Origin of the sequence: Shimia sp. SK013, from assembly GCF_001292625.1 — a bacterium.
Lineage (GTDB): Bacteria > Pseudomonadota > Alphaproteobacteria > Rhodobacterales > Rhodobacteraceae > Shimia.
On the sequence record NZ_LAJH01000011.1, the window covers coordinates 94,231 to 115,416 of the forward strand.

General features: G+C 58.4%; 25 protein-coding genes and 1 riboswitch. Of the genes, 18 read left to right on the forward strand and 7 right to left on the reverse strand.

Annotation, left to right across the window (positions count from 1 at the left end; translation table 11 throughout):
* Positions 1-3: 3 nt before the first annotated feature.
* Positions 4-1,041 carry a cobalamin biosynthesis protein CobW gene (cobW, locus tag SHIM_RS08710; RefSeq protein ID WP_054002269.1) on the reverse strand — a complete coding sequence of 346 codons (1,038 nt, stop codon included), beginning with the start codon at positions 1,039-1,041 and terminating at the stop codon, positions 4-6.
* Positions 1,038-1,421 carry a DUF1636 family protein gene (locus SHIM_RS08715; RefSeq protein WP_054002270.1) on the reverse strand — a complete coding sequence of 128 codons (384 nt, stop codon included), beginning with the start codon at positions 1,419-1,421 and terminating at the stop codon, positions 1,038-1,040. The genes cobW and SHIM_RS08715 overlap by 4 nt, the downstream gene beginning before the upstream one ends.
* A gap of 77 nt (positions 1,422-1,498) precedes the next feature.
* Positions 1,499-1,714, reverse strand: a riboswitch (cobalamin riboswitch).
* 41 nt (positions 1,715-1,755) lie between these two features.
* Here SHIM_RS08715 and cobO point away from each other — a divergent pair.
* The 5 genes from cobO to SHIM_RS08740 all read left to right on the forward strand — a co-directional run bounded on the left by cobO (position 1,756) and on the right by SHIM_RS08740 (position 5,320).
* Positions 1,756-2,373 carry a cob(I)yrinic acid a,c-diamide adenosyltransferase gene (gene cobO / locus SHIM_RS08720; RefSeq protein ID WP_054002271.1) on the forward strand — a complete coding sequence of 206 codons (618 nt, stop codon included), beginning with the start codon at positions 1,756-1,758 and terminating at the stop codon, positions 2,371-2,373.
* Positions 2,373-2,723 carry a Lin0512 family protein gene (locus SHIM_RS08725; protein ID WP_054002272.1) on the forward strand — a complete coding sequence of 117 codons (351 nt, stop codon included), beginning with the start codon at positions 2,373-2,375 and terminating at the stop codon, positions 2,721-2,723. Before cobO ends, SHIM_RS08725 begins: the two co-directional genes overlap by 1 nt.
* Positions 2,720-3,064: a Lin0512 family protein gene (locus tag SHIM_RS08730; protein WP_054002273.1), complete on the forward strand. Its 345-nt coding sequence runs from the start codon at positions 2,720-2,722 to the stop codon at positions 3,062-3,064. The genes SHIM_RS08725 and SHIM_RS08730 overlap by 4 nt, the downstream gene beginning before the upstream one ends.
* A gap of 85 nt (positions 3,065-3,149) precedes the next feature.
* Positions 3,150-3,875: a metallophosphoesterase gene (locus SHIM_RS08735; RefSeq protein ID WP_206541360.1), complete on the forward strand. Its 726-nt coding sequence runs from the start codon at positions 3,150-3,152 to the stop codon at positions 3,873-3,875.
* Positions 3,872-5,320 (forward strand): cobyric acid synthase, encoded by a 1,449-nt coding sequence (locus SHIM_RS08740; protein WP_054002275.1) that lies wholly within the window; start codon positions 3,872-3,874, stop codon positions 5,318-5,320. Before SHIM_RS08735 ends, SHIM_RS08740 begins: the two co-directional genes overlap by 4 nt.
* A gap of 42 nt (positions 5,321-5,362) precedes the next feature.
* Here the strand turns inward: SHIM_RS08740 and SHIM_RS08745 are convergent, their stop codons facing one another.
* On the reverse strand, positions 5,363-6,337 hold the full coding sequence (locus tag SHIM_RS08745; RefSeq protein WP_054002276.1) for a GlxA family transcriptional regulator: 975 nt from the start codon (positions 6,335-6,337) through the stop codon (positions 5,363-5,365).
* Between the two features lie 75 nt (positions 6,338-6,412).
* Here SHIM_RS08745 and SHIM_RS08750 point away from each other — a divergent pair, with 75 nt between their 5' ends.
* The 3 genes from SHIM_RS08750 (at position 6,413) to SHIM_RS08765 (ending at position 10,043) form a co-directional block, all read left to right on the forward strand.
* The gene (locus SHIM_RS08750) at positions 6,413-7,327 is read left to right on the forward strand and encodes a 3-keto-5-aminohexanoate cleavage protein (RefSeq protein WP_054002277.1); all 915 of its coding nucleotides are present in this window, start codon (positions 6,413-6,415) and stop codon (positions 7,325-7,327) included.
* 482 nt (positions 7,328-7,809) lie between these two features.
* On the forward strand, positions 7,810-9,285 hold the full coding sequence (locus SHIM_RS08760) for a carnitine 3-dehydrogenase (RefSeq protein ID WP_054002279.1): 1,476 nt from the start codon (positions 7,810-7,812) through the stop codon (positions 9,283-9,285).
* Positions 9,282-10,043 (forward strand): SDR family oxidoreductase, encoded by a 762-nt coding sequence (locus SHIM_RS08765; RefSeq protein ID WP_054002280.1) that lies wholly within the window; start codon positions 9,282-9,284, stop codon positions 10,041-10,043. The genes SHIM_RS08760 and SHIM_RS08765 overlap by 4 nt, the downstream gene beginning before the upstream one ends.
* Positions 10,044-10,057: 14 nt before the next feature.
* On the opposite strand, the gene SHIM_RS08770 is transcribed toward SHIM_RS08765, so the two are convergent.
* Positions 10,058-10,915, reverse strand: a complete 858-nt coding sequence (locus SHIM_RS08770; protein ID WP_054002281.1) for a helix-turn-helix domain-containing protein — start codon at positions 10,913-10,915, stop codon at positions 10,058-10,060.
* Positions 10,916-11,028: 113 nt separating this feature from the next.
* On the opposite strand from SHIM_RS08770, the gene SHIM_RS08775 reads away from it, so the two are divergent.
* The 3 genes from SHIM_RS08775 to SHIM_RS08785 all read left to right on the forward strand — a co-directional run bounded on the left by SHIM_RS08775 (position 11,029) and on the right by SHIM_RS08785 (position 13,102).
* Positions 11,029-11,235, forward strand: coding sequence for a DUF2061 domain-containing protein (locus tag SHIM_RS08775; protein WP_054002282.1), 207 nt, complete (start codon positions 11,029-11,031; stop codon positions 11,233-11,235).
* Positions 11,228-12,133 (forward strand): fatty acid desaturase, encoded by a 906-nt coding sequence (locus SHIM_RS08780; RefSeq protein ID WP_054002283.1) that lies wholly within the window; start codon positions 11,228-11,230, stop codon positions 12,131-12,133. Before SHIM_RS08775 ends, SHIM_RS08780 begins: the two co-directional genes overlap by 8 nt.
* Before the next feature lie 66 nt (positions 12,134-12,199).
* The gene (locus SHIM_RS08785) at positions 12,200-13,102 is read left to right on the forward strand and encodes a DMT family transporter (RefSeq protein ID WP_054002284.1); all 903 of its coding nucleotides are present in this window, start codon (positions 12,200-12,202) and stop codon (positions 13,100-13,102) included.
* Here SHIM_RS08785 and SHIM_RS08790 read toward each other — a convergent pair.
* Together SHIM_RS08790 and SHIM_RS08795 are read right to left on the reverse strand one after the other, a co-directional pair.
* A complete protein-coding gene (locus tag SHIM_RS08790; protein WP_054002285.1) occupies positions 13,099-13,815 on the reverse strand; it encodes an NUDIX hydrolase in 717 nt (238 codons plus the stop codon). The genes SHIM_RS08785 and SHIM_RS08790 overlap by 4 nt on opposite strands.
* Before the next feature lie 39 nt (positions 13,816-13,854).
* A complete protein-coding gene (locus SHIM_RS08795; protein ID WP_054002286.1) occupies positions 13,855-14,253 on the reverse strand; it encodes a DUF983 domain-containing protein in 399 nt (132 codons plus the stop codon).
* Positions 14,254-14,546: 293 nt separating this feature from the next.
* Between SHIM_RS08795 and SHIM_RS08805 the strand changes: the two genes are divergently transcribed.
* From SHIM_RS08805 to SHIM_RS08820, 4 genes are all read left to right on the forward strand, one after another.
* The gene (locus SHIM_RS08805; protein ID WP_054002288.1) at positions 14,547-15,161 is read left to right on the forward strand and encodes an EF-hand domain-containing protein; all 615 of its coding nucleotides are present in this window, start codon (positions 14,547-14,549) and stop codon (positions 15,159-15,161) included.
* Between the two features lie 84 nt (positions 15,162-15,245).
* Positions 15,246-15,830 carry an RNA polymerase sigma factor gene (locus tag SHIM_RS08810; protein ID WP_054002289.1) on the forward strand — a complete coding sequence of 195 codons (585 nt, stop codon included), beginning with the start codon at positions 15,246-15,248 and terminating at the stop codon, positions 15,828-15,830.
* On the forward strand, positions 15,823-16,218 hold the full coding sequence (locus SHIM_RS08815) for a hypothetical protein (RefSeq protein ID WP_054002290.1): 396 nt from the start codon (positions 15,823-15,825) through the stop codon (positions 16,216-16,218). Before SHIM_RS08810 ends, SHIM_RS08815 begins: the two co-directional genes overlap by 8 nt.
* Before the next feature lie 35 nt (positions 16,219-16,253).
* The gene (locus SHIM_RS08820; RefSeq protein WP_054002291.1) at positions 16,254-16,754 is read left to right on the forward strand and encodes a periplasmic heavy metal sensor; all 501 of its coding nucleotides are present in this window, start codon (positions 16,254-16,256) and stop codon (positions 16,752-16,754) included.
* A 23-nt stretch (positions 16,755-16,777) separates the two neighbouring features.
* On the opposite strand, the gene SHIM_RS08825 is transcribed toward SHIM_RS08820, so the two are convergent.
* Positions 16,778-18,193, reverse strand: a complete 1,416-nt coding sequence (locus SHIM_RS08825; protein ID WP_054002292.1) for a diguanylate cyclase — start codon at positions 18,191-18,193, stop codon at positions 16,778-16,780.
* Positions 18,194-18,274: 81 nt separating this feature from the next.
* On the opposite strand from SHIM_RS08825, the gene SHIM_RS08830 reads away from it, so the two are divergent.
* The 3 genes from SHIM_RS08830 to SHIM_RS08840 all read left to right on the forward strand — a co-directional run bounded on the left by SHIM_RS08830 (position 18,275) and on the right by SHIM_RS08840 (position 21,118).
* The gene (locus SHIM_RS08830) at positions 18,275-18,559 is read left to right on the forward strand and encodes a DUF3572 domain-containing protein (protein WP_054002293.1); all 285 of its coding nucleotides are present in this window, start codon (positions 18,275-18,277) and stop codon (positions 18,557-18,559) included.
* A gap of 90 nt (positions 18,560-18,649) precedes the next feature.
* On the forward strand, positions 18,650-19,339 hold the full coding sequence (locus SHIM_RS08835) for an HAD family hydrolase (protein ID WP_193749895.1): 690 nt from the start codon (positions 18,650-18,652) through the stop codon (positions 19,337-19,339).
* A gap of 192 nt (positions 19,340-19,531) precedes the next feature.
* Positions 19,532-21,118 (forward strand): trimethylamine methyltransferase family protein, encoded by a 1,587-nt coding sequence (locus tag SHIM_RS08840; RefSeq protein ID WP_054002295.1) that lies wholly within the window; start codon positions 19,532-19,534, stop codon positions 21,116-21,118.
* Positions 21,119-21,186 lie beyond the last annotated feature (68 nt).

Sequence of the window (21,186 nt, forward strand, 5' to 3'; positions counted from 1 at the left end):
GGCTTAGTCTAGCAGAGCTGCGCGGATCGCTTCGACGTTTACGTCGTCATGTTCCGCAATCACGACCATCCGGCCCTGACGGGCTTCTTCGGCTTTCCAAGGGCGGTCAAACTGATGACGCACGCGGGCACCGACGGCTTGCACCAGCAAACGCATCGGCTTGCCTGCGACAGCCGCATAGCCTTTGACGCGCAAGATGTTCTGGTCTTTCGCCATTTTCTCAATCTTCGCTGCAAAAGCCGCGGGGTCCGATTGCTCGGGCACATCCACAACGATGCTTTCGAAATCGTCGTGTTCATGGTCGTGGTGGCCGTCGTGGTGGCTTGGGCGCGCGTCCATGTCGTCTTCGGCTGCGGCTTCAAGGCCAAGGATCACGCGCGGATCCACTTCGCCTTCGGCGACTTCGACCACTGGTAGAGGGCGTGGCGCTTCGGCCAGCACGATTTCTTTGGCTTTGGCCACACCCTCGGGGCCGGCAAGGTCGGGTTTTGTCAACAAGACGATGTCGGCGCAGCTGATCTGGTCCTCAAACACTTCAGACAGGGGTGTTTCGTGGTCCAGACCTTCGTCGGCTTCGCGCTGGGCATCCACAGCGGCCACGTTGGGCGCAAAGCGACCATCTGCCACGGCCTCGGCATCGGCCAAAGCGATCACACCATCCACGGTGATTTTGGAGCGGATATCAGGCCAGTCAAAGGCCTTGAGCAAGGGTTTGGGCAGGGCCAATCCAGAGGTCTCGATCAGGATATGTTCGGGGCGCGGATCAAGCGCCATCAGCGCCTCGATGGTGGGGATAAAATCATCCGCCACGGTACAGCAGATGCAGCCGTTTGCCAGTTCGAGAATGTTCTCGGCGGGGCAATCGGGGATCGCACAGGATTTCAGGATTTCGCCATCCACACCTACATCGCCAAATTCGTTCACAATCACCGCGAGGCGCTTGCCTTGCGGGTTCTGAATGAGACTGCGCACCAGCGTGGTTTTGCCAGAGCCCAGAAAGCCAGTGATGACAGTGACGGGCAGTTTCTCAAGGTTGCTCATTCGGGGATCTCCAGTGGGGGAATGCGGGCGATGCAGTTTTTACGGAAATGGGTCGAGCGTTCGCGCCACGGCACAAGACCATCCGCGGTTGCGGCATATTTGGTGATGCCATCAGCGACCAGTTCGGCGTCATCCGCGCCAGTGAAATTGCCATAGACATAGGTCCAGCGCTCGTCACCACCGCGCACGGTGATGGAACAGCCAAAGTCGCAATTGGAGAAACACTCAACGCCTTTGATGGTCACGTTATCGGGCAGGTCAGACGCGCCAAGCGCATCAAAAAGCTGCGTGCCGGGGCGGGGGCCTTCGGCGTCGGTTGGCTGTCCGGCACGGCAGGTCGTGCAGACAAGCAATTCGACTGGAGCAGAAGCGTCAGCCATCAAATTCGGTCCCTCTTTGGGGACGGGGAAAGCGCGGGAAGCCGTTGGACAGCCCGACACCGAAACACCCCGTCCGGTTCATGTCACTCGCGCTGGCAGGTCTCCCGGCTTGCGGATCTCGACGCTTTTGGCGTCTGCGGCCCACCTGCCTTCCCGGATGTCTCCAGTGGCTGTGGCGGACCTCTCCGGTCACGGTCGCGGGGGCGGCTGCGTTTTCGGGGTTGTCATCCAACCCCTTTCGCATTCCCTTTTCACCTGCTCTAAGAACAGGAACCAGCGTCATCCCGAATGGGCAATGATGACACCAGAGTCAAGCGCGAACGGAGAGGCATCTATGTCGGAGACCACAGACCAAAACGACCGCCACAAGGCAAAAATGGCAAAAATCAAAGCCGCGCGCGACCGGATGATGGCCACCAAGACCGAGGAAAAAGGTCTGATCATGGTGCACACGGGGCCGGGCAAAGGGAAATCGTCATCGGGATTCGGCATGATCATGCGCTGCATCGCCCATGAGATGCCCGTGGCGGTGGTGCAGTTCATCAAAGGTAACTGGGCCACCGGAGAGCGGGATTTCTTGCGTTCTCATTTTGCGGATGAGGTGAAGTTTTATGTTTCGGGTGAAGGTTTTACCTGGGAAACACAGGATCGAGAGCGCGATATTGCCAAGGCAGAAGCGGGCTGGGAGTTGGCCAAAGACTTGATCCGAGATCCTGCCAACCGGTTTGTGATGCTGGACGAAATCAACATTGCGCTGCGCAACGATTATCTGGATATCGACGATGTGGTGGATTTTTTGCTTAGCGAAAAGCCCGAGATGACACATGTGCTTTTGACGGGGCGCAATGCCAAGGAAGAATTGATCGAGGCTGCGGATCTGGTCACCGAGATGACGTTGCTGAAACACCCGTTTCGCGATGGGATCAAGGCGCAGGCTGGGGTGGAATTCTGATGACAGTCAAACGCCTTTTGACCGAATTTGGTATGGGGTCATCGCTGCGCCGTCAGGATTATACCGAGGCCGCGAGCCGTGCTGTGCGCGACGCGCTGTGGCACAATTCGATCAACCTTGCCGAGCTGTTTGGCAAAGACAAATCCGAGATGATCATCATTGTCGATGTGGCCGTACAGCAGCCGGATCAGATTGACGTAGGTACCCTCACTGCAATCTTCCCTTATGGGCAAGTCACTGTAGATCCAGTGAAAGGCGGGTTGGATGTGCCGCGAGATGATGGCGGCAATCCGACGGTGATCGCCAACATCGCGATCTCTGTGGCGTTGGATGTGGAGGATGCAGCATGAGCGATCAGCGCTTCATCATCGAAATGGGTATGGGCAACAGCCAATACGGGCAGGATTACACCAAGGCTTGCGCCCGTGCGATCGAAGACGCAATCCGCCATTCATCTATCCCGATGTTCGCGGCCTTAGGCAAAGACCCTAAAGAGATGCGCGTGCAGGTCACAGTGGGCGTTCAAGAACCTGACAAGGTCGACTGCGCGGCCTTGGTGGCGCATCTGCCGCGTGGCAAAGCGTCTGTCAAAGCTGTGTTTGGCGGCATGAATGTGACCAATCCGGACGACGGCAACGTGTTGGTGATCGCCTCCGCTGCGGTCGAGGCGTTCTTGCCGAAAATGGAGTAATTTCTTGGCAAGCTTTGATATTAACGTTCAAAAATGGTCGATACGCCCGCAAAGGTGGCCTCTGGGGCAGAAACTCCAGATCGGCTTGCTAGCAGATCCTCACGTTTGCCATCCATGGAGTCCCTTGGAGTTTCTTCAGGGGGCGGTGGAGGTTTTGCAGGCACGGCAGCCAGACTTAATTCTGCTGTTGGGTGACTATGAGGCTCATCTCCCGTTTTCCCAAAATCCCGCCGAGGCGGAGGTTGCGAATGTTCTTGCCAAGCTTTCAGCGCCCTTAGGGGTGTATAACGTCTTTGGAAATCACGATTGGCGCCGGGTGCGGAACGACCCTGACCGGTACACGAAACAGACAGTCTGGCACAACGTTTTTGAAAGTGCCGATTTACGCACGCTTGAAAACTCTTCGATAGACGTTGTGCATGGGCAAACGCCAATCACATTGGCCGGTTTGGGATCTCAGATGGCCTTTTGTCGTAGGTTCCGACGTCCTGTTGCCGGAAGGGACGATTTAGGCCAGACATTGCGCCAAACCGATCCGGATCGTTTTACGATTTTGATGGCGCATGAGCCGGACGTTTTCGCCACACTTCCAAAGCATGTTGATTTGACTGTGTCGGGGCATACACACGGTGGCCAAGTTTTGCCGTTTGGCAGACCTATGTATGTGCCGTCCAAGTTCGGTACACGCTTCGCCTATGGCGCGCACAAGCTGGACGACCGATGGTTGGTTGTATCCCGAGGATTGGGGTACTCTGGCCTGCCGTGGCGTTGGGGAGCGCCGCCTGAAATAACTATGGTAGAATTGACATGACCAAAGCTGTGATGATCCAAGGCACTGGGTCCAATGTCGGTAAGTCGATGTTGGTCGCGGGCCTGTGTCGCGCAGCGGCGCGGCGGGGGCTGTCCGTGGCACCGTTTAAGCCGCAAAATATGTCCAACAATGCGGCCGTGACTTCAGACGGTGGCGAGATCGGTCGCGCGCAAGCGTTGCAGGCTTTGGCCTGTGGCAAGCCGTTGGTCGTAGACATGAACCCTGTGTTGCTAAAGCCGGAAACAGATGTCGGCTCGCAAGTGGTGGTGCAGGGCAAGCGGCTTTGCACCGTAAAGGCGCGGGAATATGCGTCGTTGAAGCCGCAATTGATGCAGGCTGTGCTTGAGAGCTTTAACCGACTGAAGTCACGAGTTGATCTGGTGATTGTCGAGGGCGCAGGGAGCCCGGCCGAGGTGAATTTGCGTCCAGGTGACATTGCCAACATGGGTTTTGCACAGGCGGCAGATGTCCCTGTAATCTTGGCTGGTGACATCGATCGAGGCGGTGTGATTGCGCAGATCGTCGGCACACAGGCCGTGATCGACGACAGCGACGCGGGTTTGATTGCAGGCTTTCTGGTGAATAAGTTTCGGGGCGATCCCAGCCTGTTTGACGATGGCTATGCAATGATCGAAAAGGCCACAGGTTGGCCCGGATTTGGCGTGCTACCGTATTTTTCTGAGGCCTGGAGATTGCCCGCCGAAGATGCGTTGGACATTAAAAATGCAGAGCGTGAGGGCGAGCTGAAGATTGTGTGCCTTGGACTCTCAAGAATTGCAAATTTCGACGATCTTGATCCGTTGGCCCAAGAGCCGGCGGTGTCGCTGATCATGTTACGCGCCGGAGAGGCCATTCCCGGTGACGCGGATGTGGTGATAATTCCCGGCAGCAAATCCACGCGCGGCGATCTGGTTTTCCTTAAGGAACAAGGCTGGGACATTGATTTAAAGGCCCACGTTCGACGTGGCGGTCAAGTGCTCGGGATTTGCGGTGGATATCAAATGCTTGGCCGGGTTGTGTGTGATCCAGAAGGAATTGAGGGGCCGGTTGGCGACACCCATGGGCTTGGTCTTTTGGATGTGGAAACCGTGATGACTCCGGATAAGCGGCTCACAGAAACACACGCGGTGCACTGTGCGTCCGGCCAGAGCTTTCGAGGATACGAAATCCACATCGGCCGCACGGACGGCAGGGATTGCACGCGCTCCTTTGCCCGAGTGGAAGGTCGCAATGAAGGGGCGGTTTCGGCAGATGGGCGCGTGAGTGGCAGTTATTTGCATGGCATGTTTCGAGATGACGGTTTCAGGCGAGCTTGGCTTGCCGCTCTTGGTGTGACGGCTGGCAAACAGGGTTATGACGCGACCGTCGAAGCAGTGCTTGACCGGCTGGCCGACCACGTGGAGCGGAACTTGGATGTCGACTCCATTTTGTCTGTCGCGCGTTAAGGAATATACGCCCTCGGAACAAAACTATGAAAAAACAAGAAGTTAAATTGATCCAGCCCGCAGGTCACGGACAGATTTGCCATGCGCTGCCTTGAATGCTCGCGCGAAGCTCGCAGGGGTGCCGAAACCAGTGGCTAGAGCGATGTCGCGCACCGGTAGAGAGGTGTCGGTCGCGAGGCGCAGCGCTTCTTCGAGCCGCATTTGCAGGTAGGTGGATTTGGGCGATTGACCGAGGTGCGTCTGAAACCGCATTTCCAAAGCTCGGGGAGATAATCCGGCGTGGGCGGCGATTTCCGGAATAGGCAGCGGGTCTGCAAAAGTCGCTTCCATCCGTTCAAGCGCGCGGGCAAGGCGAGGGTTGCGGCGTATAGGACGCGGGGCGGACGTGAGGCCCTGTCGCCCTGCGGGTTGTGGATCATAGAGAAACGCGCTGCCGACGCGACGTGCAAGATCGGATCCGAAACGGGTGCTGATCAAGTGCAGCATCATGTCTATACAAGGCGCTGCGCCTCCGGAAGTCGCGAACTGACCAGAGACGCAAAAACGGTCGCGACGTGTGTTAACCTGCGGGAACCGCGTGGCAAAATCCTCCAGATCTTCCCAATGTGTGGTGGCGGTTTCTCCGTCCAGGAGACCGGCGCGGGCGAGGAACCAGGGTCCACCATCGATGGCGGCGATGGTACTGTTTTGCGATGCGATGCGGCGCAGGGACGCTAGCAGGGCGGGCGTGGTCTGCTCTTCGAGGCGGAAGCCAGCGACAACCAAAAGGAGATCGCATTTGGCGAGCTTGGAAATTGCGGATCCGTTGATTTCAAGGCCGCTGGTGAGAGCCGCGGGTTGGCCGTTTGACGTGAAGAATTTCCAATTGAACAGCGGCTTTCCTGCGCGTCGGTTGGCCGCACGCATCGGGTCCACGGCGGCTGCGAAGCTGAGGGTGTTGCAATCGTCCAGCACCAAAATTGCGGTAGAAAGCGGCCGCGGATCTGGCTTGAATATTGAGAGAACTTCGTTTTTCATCAAGTATACTTCGTATATTGCAATAAGAAGCGCCGCAACCCCGGTAAACTAGGGCAAAGCAAAAGGGGAATCACCATGCCGTTAACAATGAACCGCGAGGTTTTCATCACTTGTGCTGTGACCGGATCGGGCGGCACGCAGGATCGCAGTCCGCACGTACCACGTTCGCCTGAGCAGATTGCCGACAGCGCGATCGCTGCGGCCAAAGCGGGGGCCGCGGTGGTGCATTGCCACGTGAGGGATCCTGAAACCGGTGCGCCGAGCCGCGATTTGGGGCTTTACCGCGAGGTGACCGACCGCGTGCGCGACAGTGACACAGACATGGTGTTGAACCTGACCGCCGGCATGGGCGGTGACATTGTGTTTGGCGGCGTAGAGAGCCCGCTGCCGCCTGTGGCGGGGACCGATATGGTCGGGGCAACCGAGCGCGTCGCGCATGTGGCGGAGTGTCTGCCGGAGATTTGCACGCTGGACTGCGGCACGATGAATTTTGCCGAGGCCGATTACGTCATGACCAACACTCCCGGTATGCTGCGCGCGATGGGAAAAATGATGACTGATCTGGGGGTTAAACCCGAGATTGAAGCTTTTGACACTGGTCACCTTTGGTTTGCCAAGCAATTGGTAACAGAGGGAATTCTTGCGCCCGACGCGCTTGTGCAACTGTGCATGGGGGTGCCTTGGGGCGCGCCAGATGACCTCAATACCTTCATGGCGATGGTCAATAACGTGCCGGATGACTGGACGTTCAGCGCCTTTGGACTGGGCCGCAACCAGATGGCTTATGTGGCGGCGTCGGTGCTGGCGGGTGGCAATGTGCGGGTTGGTTTGGAAGACAACCTGTGGCTTGGCAAAGGCGAGTTGGCGCAGAACTGGCAGTTGGTCGAGCGGGCAGGCACCATCATCGAAAATATGGGCGCGCGGGTGATTGGACCGGCGGAGGTGCGTGAAAAACTGGGGTTGGTGAAGCGGGCGCCAACAGTAGCGTAACGGGGCCCAAAAAGGGTGTCTGTATCACGTCGGTATTGCGTCGGTATCACGACGGTGCAGTTTGGGTGCGGTCCAGCAGGGGAAAAGGTTTGGAAATGACGCTTGGAAAATCTGCGGTGGGCATTTTGGCCGCTTTGGTTTTTGTGACCGGATGTCAGGACGCGGGTCCCCGAAGCGCGGCAGAGCGCGAAAAGGCGGCGGCGTGCCAAGCACAAGGCGGCACCTTCGGACGGTTGGGAAAGAAAGCGCAAATTCCGAATTGCACCTTGCCCGAGAAACCCGCCAGCGATGCCGGCAAAAGCTGCTCTGACGGAAGCCAGTGTGAGGCGAACTTATGTTTGGCTGAGACCTCAAGCTGCGCCCCGGTCGTGCATGGATACTATTGTGGTCAGGTCATCCTATTCGAAGGTCAGAAGTCTGGCTTGGAATGCGGATATTTTGAGTAGACGAAGCGGCTCGGCAGGGCTTTGGAAAGGGAAGACATGACAAAAACGGCAGCAATCATCGGGGGTGGGGTTATCGGCGGCGGATGGGCCGCGCGGTTCCTTTTGAATGGCTGGGATGTGCGGGTGTTTGATCCCGATCCCGAAGCGCAGCGCAAAATCGGCGAGGTGATCGACAATGCGCGCGTGTCGTTGCCGGGATTGAGTGACACGGCGCTGCCCCCCGAGGGCGCGTTGACGTTTCATGACACGATGTCTGGGGCTGTCGATGGTGCGTCGTGGGTGCAGGAAAGTGTGCCGGAGCGGTTGGAGTTGAAGCAGAAGGTCTATCAGACCCTTCAGGAGCATTGTGCGGCTAATGCGATCCTTGGCAGTTCGACCAGCGGGTTTAAGCCAAGTGAATTGCAGGGTTGCGCAAGCCGTCCCGAGCAAATCGTGGTGACGCATCCGTTCAACCCTGTGTATCTGATGCCTTTGGTGGAACTTGTGCCGACCGAAATGAACCCGCCAGAGATGGTGGAGCGTGCCAAGGCGATCCTGAAAGATGTGGGCATGTTCCCGCTCCATGTGCGCAAAGAGATTGATGCGCATATTGCGGATCGCTTCCTTGAGGCGGTGTGGCGTGAGGCTTTGTGGCTGGTCAAAGACGGCGTGGCCACCACCGAAGAGATTGATGAAAGCATCCGCATGGGCTTTGGCATTCGCTGGGCGCAGATGGGGTTGTTTGATACCTATCGGGTTGCCGGTGGCGAAGCGGGCATGAAGCATTTCATGGCGCAATTTGGTCCCGCGCTTGAATGGCCTTGGACCAAGTTGATGGACGTGCCGGAGTTCACCGATGAGTTGGTGGACCTGATCGCGGGTCAATCAGACGCGCAATCCGGCCATATGAGCATCCGCGAGATGGAGCGCATTCGCGACAACAATCTTGTGTCGATGATGCGGGCGCTGAAGGCGCAGGATTTTGCGTCCGGTGCTGTGTTGAATGCGCATGACGTCAAATTGTCGGCAGAGGCGGGCATGGTGCGGCGCGCAAGTGACATTGCGGATCCCAGTTTGCCAATCGTGACCCAGCGGCGCGCGGTGCCGGTGGATTGGTTGGACTACAACGGTCACATGACCGAGAGTCGGTATTTGCACGCCTTCGCCGACGCAAGTGATCGCCTGATGGAGATCGTCGGTTGTGATCAGGCCTATATCGCGACGGGTGGCTCGTTCTTTACCGCCGAGACGCATATCCGACATATTGATGAAACCAAGTTGGGCTCGGTGATCGAAGTGCGCACACGGGTTTTGATGGCTGAGGGCAAGAAAATGCACCTATGGCATGAGATGTACGCAGGTGACACGCTGCTGGCGACCGGCGAACATATCCTTATTCACGTGAGCCTTGAGACGCGCCGCCCCGCGCCGTTTAGCCCCGAGATTGCGACCAACCTGAAGATGATCTCCGAGGCGCAAGCCGGTCTTGAAGCGCCGGAAGGTGCCGGGCGCTATGTGGGACAGCCACGATGAGTGGTCGCGTCCTGATCACAGCGGGGGCGTCCGGCGTCGGGCGTGCCATGGCAGACGCGTTTGATCGCGACGGCTGGCAGGTTTGGATTGCTGACATGGACGGCGCGGCGTTGCAGGCTGCGCCAGCGTCATGGCAACGCACGCAGGTGGATGTGAGCGATGAGACTGCCGTTTCGGCCTTGTTTGACGAGGTATCCACAGTTTGGGGCGGTTTGGACGCCCTTTGCGCGAATGCTGGTATTGCTGGACCAACCGCGCCGATTGAAGATGTATCCTTGCAGGACTGGCAGGCGTGTTTGGCGGTCAATCTGGAGGGCGCGTTTCTGGCAGCTAAATATGCGGCACCCATGATGAAAACCGCAGGAGAAGGCGCGATTGTGGTGACGTCGTCAACCGCCGGTCAGTATGGCTATCCGTTTCGCGCGCCTTATGCGGCAGCCAAATGGGCGGTGATCGGCCTGACAAAAACACTGGCGATGGAATTGGGACCCCATGGCGTTCGGGCCAATGTGATTTGCCCCGGCGCCGTTGAAGGCCCGCGCATGGAAGGCGTTTTGGAACGCGAGGCCGCCGCGAAAGGCATGACGCGGGACGCAGTTTATGAGGGCTATGCCTCGGGCACGGCAATGGGGTCATTTGTGGAGGGGCGGGACGTGGCCGAGATGGCGGTGTTCCTGTGCTCGGACAAGGCGCGATTGGTGAGCGGGCAAGTCATCGCGGTGGACGGGTTCACGGTAAATCCCGATCCCAAAGTCTAGGCGCGTTCGACGTCTCAGAGCAGCTTTTTGAGGTCACGCACGTGGTCTGGAATTTGTCGCGCGGTGACGTCGGCTTGTCGAACCAAGGCGTCAAAGTGCTCGGTAAAGCCCGAGACACGTTCGGTATCGCGAAACGCGAGGTAGTTGCGGCCGAGATAGAGCACGGCCAGCAAGGGGCCGAACACGGTGATCGGGCTGGAAAATAGCCGGTGCGCGTCAAACAAATAGAGCCGCATACGGGGGTAGAGTTGCTCGGTGAGGTCCGCGAATTGGTCAAGCTGGCGCTGGCGGATGTGAGTTGGCAGGCCGGCGTAGTAGCCAACCCCCTGTGCAAAGGAGTCCATCTCGTGGCGTGGCAGGGCAATTTCGTAATCTGATTGCGAGGAGCGCATCCAATGCAGACGGTCGCGTGAGGCGTTGATCGCCTGTTCAGAGGTGCGACCCAGATGGGCGGAGTATTCCCAGACCAGCATTTCGTCAGTTTTGAGCATGTCCGGCAGGCCCGCGGGCACGTGGCGGATTTTGAAGCCTGCGGCTTCTTGGTGCCAGTTGAAAATCTGCTCATCCACCAGCGCGCGCGGCGCCTCGGTGACTGTCAGCGCATTGGCAAGTATGGCCGCAGTGTTCTCCGGCAGATCCGTCAGTGACAAAAGCCAGTCGGCAGAGACACCAAGTGCTGTGGCGCATTCCCCCACCACTTGCGCGTTGGGCAAGCGGGCGCCCTTGTCCTTGAGCAGTTGCGAAATTGTGGAGCGGTCCACGCCAATGCGCCGGGAGAGTTCCGACTGGGTGATGGATGTGTCTTTCATTGCGGTCCCAAGCCGCTGGCGAAAGCGGTCGGCGCGCAGACGTTTGTCGATAATATCGCTCATGTGATGATAAATATCACAGATGCTGAATTTTGTTAATCACATTCATAATTCCGCACATGGCGGCGAGCAGGTACCACATTTGTAAGGGGCAAGTTTCACAGAAAGAGGACGTAATGGACACACGGCAACGTTCGGTGCTGAAGGCAGTGATTTGGAATGTGATTGGCTTGGCAACAATGGCGGTTGTGGGGCTGGTTGCGACTGGGTCTCTGGCGTTGGGCGGCAAGATGGCGGTGATCAACGCCGCGCTCGGCCTGAGCATGTATGTTGTTTATGAGCGTATCTGGGCCGGCATAGGCTGGGGGCGTGCGCATGGCTGATCCGCGCAAGTCCATACAGGTGGAGTGGCCGACGTTGGGATTGTTTGCGGTTTGTTATGTGGCGTACGGTGTTGGCACGGTCTGGGCGGCGGCTTGGTTTTTGCCGCTGGGCATGGGCCTGACGATTTTGGCGCTGGCGTTGCATTCGTCGTTGAGCCACGAGGTTTTGCACGGGCATCCCTTTGCATCACGACTTGCCAATGAGGCGTTGGTGTTTCCGGCCATCGGGCTGTTCATCCCGTTTGTGCGGTTTCGCGACACCCATCTGGCCCACCATAAGGACAGTGTGCTGACCGATCCCTATGACGATCCCGAAACCAATTTTCTGGACCCGGCGCGCTGGGCGCGGATGCCGAGATGGCTGCGGTTGGTGCATGATTTTAACAACACGCTTTTGGGGCGCCTGTTGGTGGGACCTTTGTTGGGGCAGTTGGCATTTATGCGCTCTGACATGCGTGAAATCGCGCGGGGCAATACGGCGGTTCTGCTGGGCTGGTTACTGCACATTCCGGCTGTGGCAGTGGTGGTCTGGTGGATGACAGCTGTTGGGCAGATGCCGGTCTGGGCGTATGTGCTTAGTGCCTACGCGGCCCTGTCGGTGCTAAAAATCCGCACATTTCTGGAGCATCAGGCCCACACCAAGGCACGGGGGCGAACGGTGATTATCGACGATCAGGGGCCACTGGCGTGGATTTTTCTCAACAACAATCTTCACGTCGTGCACCACATGCACCCGAGGGTCCCGTGGTATCGCCTGCCGGTGTTGTTTCGCGAGAACCGCGAGCGGTATCTATCGCGCAACGACGGGTATTATTTCAAAAGCTACGGCGAGGTGTTCCGACGCTATTTCTGGCGCAGGAAAGATCCGGTGCCCCATCCAATGTGGGGTGAGAAATAGCGCGCCGCGCAGGCCAACCTCCAAGGGTGCGTGACTTTCCGAGAGTTCCGCGCCATCAATGCGATCATGGAACTTTGGATCATCGCCTCTGTGGCTGCTGCCGCATTTCAGACCGTGCGTTTTATGTTGCAAAAACATCTGGCGGCGGTGTCATTGTCGGCGGCTGGCGCGACGTTTGCGCGGTTTCTGTACTCCGCGCCGATTGCCTGTCTGATCCTTTTTACATGCGTTACCAACGGCTGGATTAAGCTGCCGCCGCTGGGTGCGGCCTTTTGGGCTTTCGGCGCGTTGGGCGGCGCAGCACAGATCACGGCGACGGTGTGTACGGTCATGTTGTTTGGGCGGCGTAACCTCGCGGTGGGCATGGCTTTTATCAAGAGCGAAGTGTTTTTCACCGTGTTGATCGGTTTCGTTTTGTTGGCCGAGGGCGTTTCGGGCGTCGGGTTTGCGGCAATTGCGGTGGGCGTGGCCGGAGTGCTGGTTCTGTCAGGCCCGATCGAGGCCACTGGCCGCGGGTGGCGGGGTATTCTTAGCCCATCGGCTGCTTTGGGGCTGACGGCGGGCGCGTTGTTCGGCGTATCGGCGGTGGCGTATCGCGGCGCATCGCTCGCAGTTGAGCTGGACGCCCCGTTGGGGCGGGCTTTGGTCACGCTGGCGGCGGTGACGGCGATGCAAATGGTGGCGATGTGGCTGTGGTTGCGGTTTCGTGAACCCGGCGAGGTGGGACGCGTACTTTCGGCATGGAAGAGCGCGGGTTTCATCGGATTGACCAGCATGGCCGGAACGTTTTGCTGGTTCACGGCGTTTACGCTGCAGACCGCCGCCTACGTCAAAGCCGTCGGTCAGATCGAGTTGGTATTTGGCATACTCGGCACGGTTCTGGTGTTTCGTGAAAAGATCAGCCGCCGGGAATTTGCGGGCATGGCGCTGTTGGCGGGCTCAATTCTGGGGCTGATACTATTTGCTTAGTCGCGGTTCCAATCCGGTACGTGGCCGCGTAGGCGCAGGAAGTGGCTGGCCTCGTCGTTGTTGTTGAAGAACGGCACGTTTTGCGGCGGTTCGGGAGTGTCCAGACGGCCTTCCACTTCGGCCAGGACGACTTCGGTGATGAACGGCAGATCAAATTCCCGCGCTTTGGCGAGAGGGATCCATTGCAGGTGTGATAGCTCATCACAGGCGGCGGAGAAATCATCCAGATCGGTGGCGATGGCGGCGGCGTCGAGCAAGAAGAACCGCGCGTCAAAACGGCGGGGACGCCCCGGAGGGGTGATGGCGCGGAACACAAATTGTAACGCATCAGCCGTGGGCAGGTGGCCGGTTGCGGCGTAGGTTTGCCAATCTGCGGGCGGGGTAGCCTGCCAAGCGCCTTGTTGGCCAAGGATCAATCCGGTTTCTTCCCAGAGTTCACGCACAGCGGCCACGGCGAGGGGGTGTGCCAGATCGGGATCTGACTGTTCTCCGAGACGGGCCTGACAAATGTGGGGCAAGGGCGTTGCCAGCGCGATATCGGCGTCTGCTGTGTCTACGGCACCACCGGGAAAGACAAATTTGTTGGGCATGAACGCCGCTTTTGCGCCACGCTGTCCCATAAGGATGTGCGGATCGGAAATGCGATCACGCAGCACGATCACGGTGGCGGCATTGCGGATTGCAGTTTTGTCGATGATCGGCGAGTCGGTCATAAGATCCCCTTTTGTCTTGGGGTCAGTATATGACGGATATTAAAATCCGTGCATTCTTCGTGCCCATTGAAACGCAACGACACACCCCTTTAGTCGCGGCAGAAGGTAGAGCGAGAGCGCGACACAGCCAACCGCAAAAACCGTGAACAAAATAAGGGGTTCAGGGCGCCACTTAACAAACGCGATATGCAAAAGCGGTGCCATCAAGTGACCCACAATCAGAATCGTCAGATATGCCGGACCGTCATCGGCGCGGTGGTGATGCAATTCCTGTTTGCAGACCGAACAGTGGTCACGCACCTTAAGGTAGTCCTTGAGCATGGGGCCTGTCCCGCAGTTCGGACATTTGCGTCGCCAGCCACGTTTAAGCGCGGGTTTTAGAGGGCGATCTTCGTCAACGGAGATGTGGTTCAAGGTTTGGCTGGACTGGTCGGTCACGGAAATACACTCAATAAGATTAGGTCTGTTCGCACATCCAAGATGACTGTGAGGTGCAAAAGTTAAAAGGGCGCAAATGCGCTTGCGGCGCCATGTCGCAAAGAGTGTGCCGTGTGGCGATCCGAGGTGTGTTTGGCAAAAATATTTTGGCGTCGGTAAAAAAACTTTGGTCTTTGGCGACGGAAACACCGCAACCGCGCGTTCTATCATCACCAAACAGGCACAGAAACAGGCCCACGACAGACACCGGGCCGGTGCGCTCCCCTCGCGCATTCCCAAAGGAGACCGAAGACATGAAGAATAAATATTTTATTGGTGGCGTGATTGTTGCAGCCCTGAGCGTGACCGCAGTTGCAGCAGCGGCCAAAGAAGGCGGCATGCACCGCCATCAGCGCGGCATGCAGATCACGTTTGAACAACTGGACGCCAATGGTGACGGCTTTGTCACGCTGGAAGAAATGCAGGCCCACGCGCAGGCGCGGTTCATGGAGCTGGACACTGACGGTGACGGCGCAATCTCGCTTGACGAGTTGAAATCCAAGTTCAGCGAACGCGGTGGCGAAAGAGCTGGTAAGCGCGCTGAGCGGATGTTCTCCAAGATGGATGCCAATGGCGACGGCAAGCTGACAGCGGAAGAGATGGCGCCCAAAGGCGATCGTGCGGCCAAGATGATTGAGCGTATGGACACAGATGGCGACGGTAAAATCAGCGCTGCAGAGTTTGAAGCGGCCAAAGCGGAGCGCGAAGGCAAGCGCGGTGAGCGCCGTGCAAAAACCTTTGAAATGCTGGACACCGATGGCGACGGCATGATCTCCAAAGAAGAGTTTGAGGCCGCCAAGGACAAGATGCGCGATGCGCACAAAGGCAAAAAACGCCCCGGTTCCGGTCAAGCTGTGCAAGACAATTGAGCAGAGGTGCCTCCGGGTGGTAATTTCGTCCGGAGGCACTGACAGGATTGCAACACGCAGCAACACAGGCTAGCCGTCGGGATCATGCCTATGCCCTTTGATCAGCAAACTGACATCCCTGATGAGGCGCTTTTGGTGCTTTATGCAAATGGGGATGCCGGTGCCGCACAAACGCTGACATTGCGGTTTACGCCGCGGGTCTTTGCCCAAGCGTTTCGTATGTTGGGCAATCGGGCTGACGCAGAAGATGTGGCGCAAGAAGCGCTGATCCGGTTGTGCAAGATCGCACCGGTGTGGCGTCAGGGCGAGGCCAAGGTGACTACATGGTTGTATCGTGTGGTGGCCAATTTGGCGACGGATCGATTGCGCAAGGCACGCGGTGTGGCGCTGGACGCCATAGCCGAGCCGGAAGACAGCGCGAAATCGGTCTCTGAAACGATGCAGGATCGGGCACGGCAGACCGCGCTGAACGCGGCGCTGAACACGTTGCCGGATCGGCAGAAAGAAGCGGTGGTTCTGCGTCACATCGAAGGTCTGGGCAATCCCGAGATTGCCGAGGTTATGGACATTAGCGTCGAGGCTGTGGAAAGTCTGACGGCGCGGGGAAAACGGGCGTTGGCTCAGGCTTTGGCCGGACAACGCGATGCATTGGGGTACACCGATGGCTGATAAGAAAACGGATATTGCACCACTGGCGGCGAAAGACGACGCCATGCTGGAGTCGCTCTTTGCAGTGGCCAAGGACGCCCCTGAGGCGCAACCATCGCCGGATTTCATGGCGCGGGTTTTGGCAGAAGCGGAAGCCCTTCAGCCAGTAGCGGCGGAATTGGCAGCAGCATCTGCGCCGCGCAGCGGGCCGCTGACGCGTTTGGTGGCGATGTTGGGTGGCTGGCCGTCGGTGTCCGGGCTGGCGGTGGCGACGATGGCGGGCGTCTGGGTTGGTGTGGCCGCGGGACCGGCCATGATGCAGAGCGATCTGGGAGCCAGCTTGCTGGTTACAACTGATGAAACATATCTCACCGCGTTGGACGCAAGTTTTGCCTTTCTTGGCAACTGACGGGACCGCGGGATGAGACACGGAAAGGCGCAACGATGACGCAAACCCAAGAGAAAAAGCAGCGCAAACCCCTGCGCGGATTGCTGGTGGCCTCATTGGCCGTAAACCTGGCAGTGGCTGGCGTTGTGGGTGGAGCGTTCTTGTCACACAAGCGCTTTGACGGCGATGGTCCTAAGGCAAGCGAGCGGTTCGGAACGCCTTATGTGCAAGCCCTGTCACGCGAGGATCGCCGAAAAGTTGGACGCGCAATCCGCAATAGTTACCGCGAAGAAGGCATCGGAGTGATTGGCAACAAAGCACTGTATGCGCAGACGCTGGAGATGTTGCGTGCGCCAACTTTTGATCCTCAGGCGCTCAGCGCAGTGTTGGCTGAGATTGACACCGCAGCCGAAGGGCGCCGGACCTTGGCGCGCGATCAGTTGGTGGCGCGGATCGAAAGCATGTCGCCGCAAGAACGCGCGATTTATGCCGACCGGCTTGACGAAATGCTGCGACGCGGTCCGCAAAAGCGTCCGAGCAAACCTAAAAAACCTTAAGAAACTCTGGAAGGCCGCGCAGTTTAGGCTGCGGGGCGCGCCATTGTGACATTGTTGCGACCACAGGCTTTGGCGCCATAGAGCGCTTGGTCTGCAAGGTCGATCAATGTCGTGGCGGTGGCGTCGTTTGAAGGCATCGCTTCGGCCTGAAAGTGGTCGGACTCGCTCTCGCTGCCCATGGTTACCCCGATGCTGATGGTGACCGGAATGCGCAGGTCGCGATCGCGTAAGTAGACTGGTGTTTTTCGGACGACATCACGCAAATGATGCGCCAGTTCTGAGGCGCTCTCAGGTGTGGCTCTTTGCATCACAATCAGGAACTCTTCGCCGCCGATCCGCGCGATCAGGTCGCCGGCCTCAACAGTTGCACGCAGGCGGCGGGCCACCTCTGCGAGCACGATGTCACCTGCGGCATGGCCGAACTTGTCATTCACCAACTTGAAGTGATCCAGATCCGCAACCATCACCGCGAAATCTTGACCCTGAAGGCGCGCTTTGTGTGCTGTTCGAGCCAGCTGCGGCAAGGCATAGCGGCGGTTGTGGAGCCCCGTGAGCGGATCGGTCACAGCTGCGTTTAATCCGGCTTCAAGCGAGCGCGACATGCGGTCCATGAGCTTTTTGCGTTTGAGGATGACCGCAAGGCGCAGCGCCGCTTCTTCCGGATCAAAACTGCCAACCATCACGTCGTTGGCCCCTAAGTCCAATGCATTCACCCGCGCGCTGTCATCTTCGCGGTCTAGCACCATCAACACGGCCGCTTGGCGTGTTGCGGCTCTGGCGCGGATCTCCGCGAGAAATCGCAGGCCTTCTTCGAGAGTGTCGGCGGACACACCAATGACGAAGCCGTCGGGCACCGCAAAATGTGACATGGTTCGGACCGCATCGCATATGGAGTCGGCGCGCATACGATAGGGCACGAGAGGTTTCAAACGGCGACACCATTTCAGCGCGTCCGCGCCGTCACGGGCGGCAAACACCAGCGCAGCGGGAGCGTCAAAGGCGCTGCTGTCTTCGGCAAGACCGGGAATGCGCTTCGCCGTTTCCTGCAGGCGCAAACCATGTACCGTGTCATGGGCGCGTTGCAAACAGCGGATACGCGCAAGAAACGGGCCCTCGCTGATAGGGGAGGTGATGATATCATCCGCACCAGCGCGCAGAGCAGCGAGCCTGTCGATGCGGGAAAAGTCGCTGCCGGTTACGATGATCGGCAGAGCCGCGCCGTCGGCGGACGTTTTAACAGTACGGCAGAAATCATCACGCACCATGTCCGTCAGGTCGCCGCCCAAAATCACCAGATCCGGCGGTTCTGACCGGATCATTTCGAGGGCTTCTTGTCCTGTTTCGGCTTGGCGCGTATCCATAAAGCTGCCCGACAGCCGCGCTTTGAGCACACAGCGGTTTGAAGCAATACTATCGACGATCAAAAGATGACCTGTCATAACAACACCTTAAAATGGCAAACTGGTTTGCATCAGAGTGCCAAGTCAAAGGTTAAGAAAAGATTTCGAAAGTACGAAAAAATGTCGCTTTCCCATGATGCAGCGGAAACCCTTGCTTTGGATGCGCTGGGCTGGTTGGTAACCAACGACGAGGTGTTGCCGGTATTCCTTGGGGCTACGGGGGCGTCTGTCGAAGACTTGCGTGTCCGAGCCGGTGAGGCGGATTTCCTTGGCTCAGTCCTCGAGTTCCTGACAATGGACGACACCTGGGTGGTCGCGTTTTGCGATCAGAAAGGTTGTGGGTACGATCAGCCTCTGATGGCAGCGCATGTGCTTTTGGGCACGGCGCGCATGCATTGGACATGACACCGTATTCGCGCCGGTGAAAGCGCTTGTGCGACATAGAGCGGTGGGGCAAGGTCCGGCCAACAAGACTGGCCACGACAGGATTATGTGATGCGCGCGGATGGGGTTCTCTTTGACAAGGATGGCACGCTTTTTGATTTCGGGGCGACTTGGAATGCATGGGCGTATACGGCAATTCACGAATTCGCGTCGGGTGAGGCCGGACTTGCCGCGCAGATTGCCGAGGCACTTGCCTTCGATTTGGACGCGCGCAGTTTTCGGGCCGACAGCTTTGTGATTGCGGGCACCAACCGCGAGGCGGCAGAGGCCGTCGCTGCGGTTGTTGAAGGCAGCGATGTGGATGCGATTGAGCGTAAGTTGGCGGTTGATGCCGCCCATGCGCCGCTTGCGCCAGCTGTGCCGCTTGCGCCCTATCTACAGGATTTGCGCGCCAAGGGTCTAAAGCTTGGCGTAATGACCAATGACAGCGCCTATTCGGCCCAAGCCCAATTGCAAAGTGCAGGCGTGACTGATCTGTTTGATTTCATTGCGGGATTTGACAGCGGCTATGGCGCCAAGCCTGATCCCGATCCCTTGTTGGCTTTTGCTGACCAGCAGGCGTTGGCGCCGGAACGGGTCGTCATGGTTGGCGACAGCACCCATGATTTGATTGCGGGTCGGCGCGCCGGCATGCAAACAGTCGGCGTTCTGACCGGCATGGCGGCAACAGACGAACTTGCGCCTTATGCCGATGTGGTTTTGCCCGACATTGGCCATATCCCCGGATGGCTCGTGACCTGATCTTCCCCTGTCTTCCCGCGCGCAAGCGCGGGGCCACGCCCAACTTCTGGCAGGGGCCGTTGGCCCCCGAAGAGGGCGAGAGCCCGCGGCTCGCGGCTAAGAGGGCGAAAAAACGACAGCTTCTGTCGCAATCGCGCAGACTTCATCTGCCAGCCGCGCTTTGCTTGGGGCAGGTGACGACGGGAGGCTTTCATGGCGGACACAGATGGGCGCGCGCAGCGCAAAGGCGGACGAACCGGTGGCAGAGCCGGCGGGCGGGCCGGCAAGGCGGCGCGGCGCGGTAAGGCAGGTGTCATCGAGCAGATGCCATGGCGGTTGCCGGTCAATATGGATCGGCCCACGGAGCCTCTGAGCCCTGAGGGAGTGCAGGCCATCCACGAGGGATCGATGCGCATTCTTGAAGAGATTGGCATCGAGTTTTTCAACACAGAGGCCCGCGACATCCTCAAAGAGGCCGGATGTGCTGTGGACGGGGATACCGTACGCATGGGGCGTGATTTTGTGATGGAAATGGTGGCCAAAGCGCCGTCAAGCTGGACGCTGACCCCGCGCAATCCGGACCGTCAGATCACAATGGGCGAAAACCACATCCTGTTTGGCAATGTGTCCAGCCCGCCCAACTATTGGGACATGGAACTGGGTCGCAAGGTGCCTGGAACCCGCGAAATGTGCGCGAACCTCTTTAAGCTCAGCCAGTATTTCAACTGCATCCACTTTGTTGGCGGCTATCCGGTGGAACCGCAGGACATCCACGCATCGGTGCGCCATCTGGACGTGCTTTATGACAAGCTTACGCTGACCGACAAAGTCGCCCACACCTATAGTCTCGGCAAAGAGCGGGTTGAGGACGCGATGGAGATGGTGCGCATCTCCGGTGGCTGGACAGATGAGGAATTTGAGGCCAGCCCAAAGCTTTACACCAACATCAACTCCACTTCGCCGCTGAAACACGATGAGCCGATGATGGACGGTTGGATGCGTATGGCGCGGCGCAATCAGGGGCTTGTGGTCACGCCATTCACGCTTGCGGGGGCGATGGCGCCTGTGACCATGTCGGGTGCGGTGGCGCAATCGCTGGCGGAGGCGCTTTGTGCGGTGGCTTTGGCGCAATACATCCGCCCGGGCGCGGCTTGTGCGATTGGCACGTTTACTTCGAATGTGGATATGAAATCGGGCGCGCCGGCCTTTGGCACGCCGGAATACATGCGCGCCACGCAGATGACCGGCCAGATGGCGCGGTTTTACGATCTGTCAATGCGGGCCAGCGGCGTTTGTGCAGCCAATGTGCCGGACGGGCAAGCCATGTGGGAGACCTCAAACAGCCTCTGGAGCGCGGTACAGTCGGGCGCCAATATGGTCTATCATGCGGCCGGTTGGCTTGAAGGCGGTCTGATCGCCAGTCCCGAGAAATTTGTGATGGATTGCGAAGTCTTGCAGATGATCCAGCGTTATATGGAGCCGGAACTCTGGGCGACGGGGCCGGATGAGATCGCGATCGATGCGATCAAAGACGTCGGCAGTGACGGACATTTCTTTGGCGTCCAGCACACTCAGGATCGCTATACCACCGCGTTTTACCAGCCGTTTGCCTCCGATTGGCGCAACTATGAGGCGTGGGAGGCTGCGGGCGGCGTGTGGACGCCGGAACGCGCGCATCACATCTACAAAGACATCATCAATGACTTTGAGGCCCCGCCAATGGATGAGGCAATCCGCGAAGAGTTGGCGGCATTCGTTGCGCGGCGCAAAGAAGAAGGCGGCGCACCAACCGATTTCTGAGCCAATTTACCACGTTGTTTTTCCACATAGTTTTGCGGTACTATCCCGCCAAATCTGTGGAGACTGGC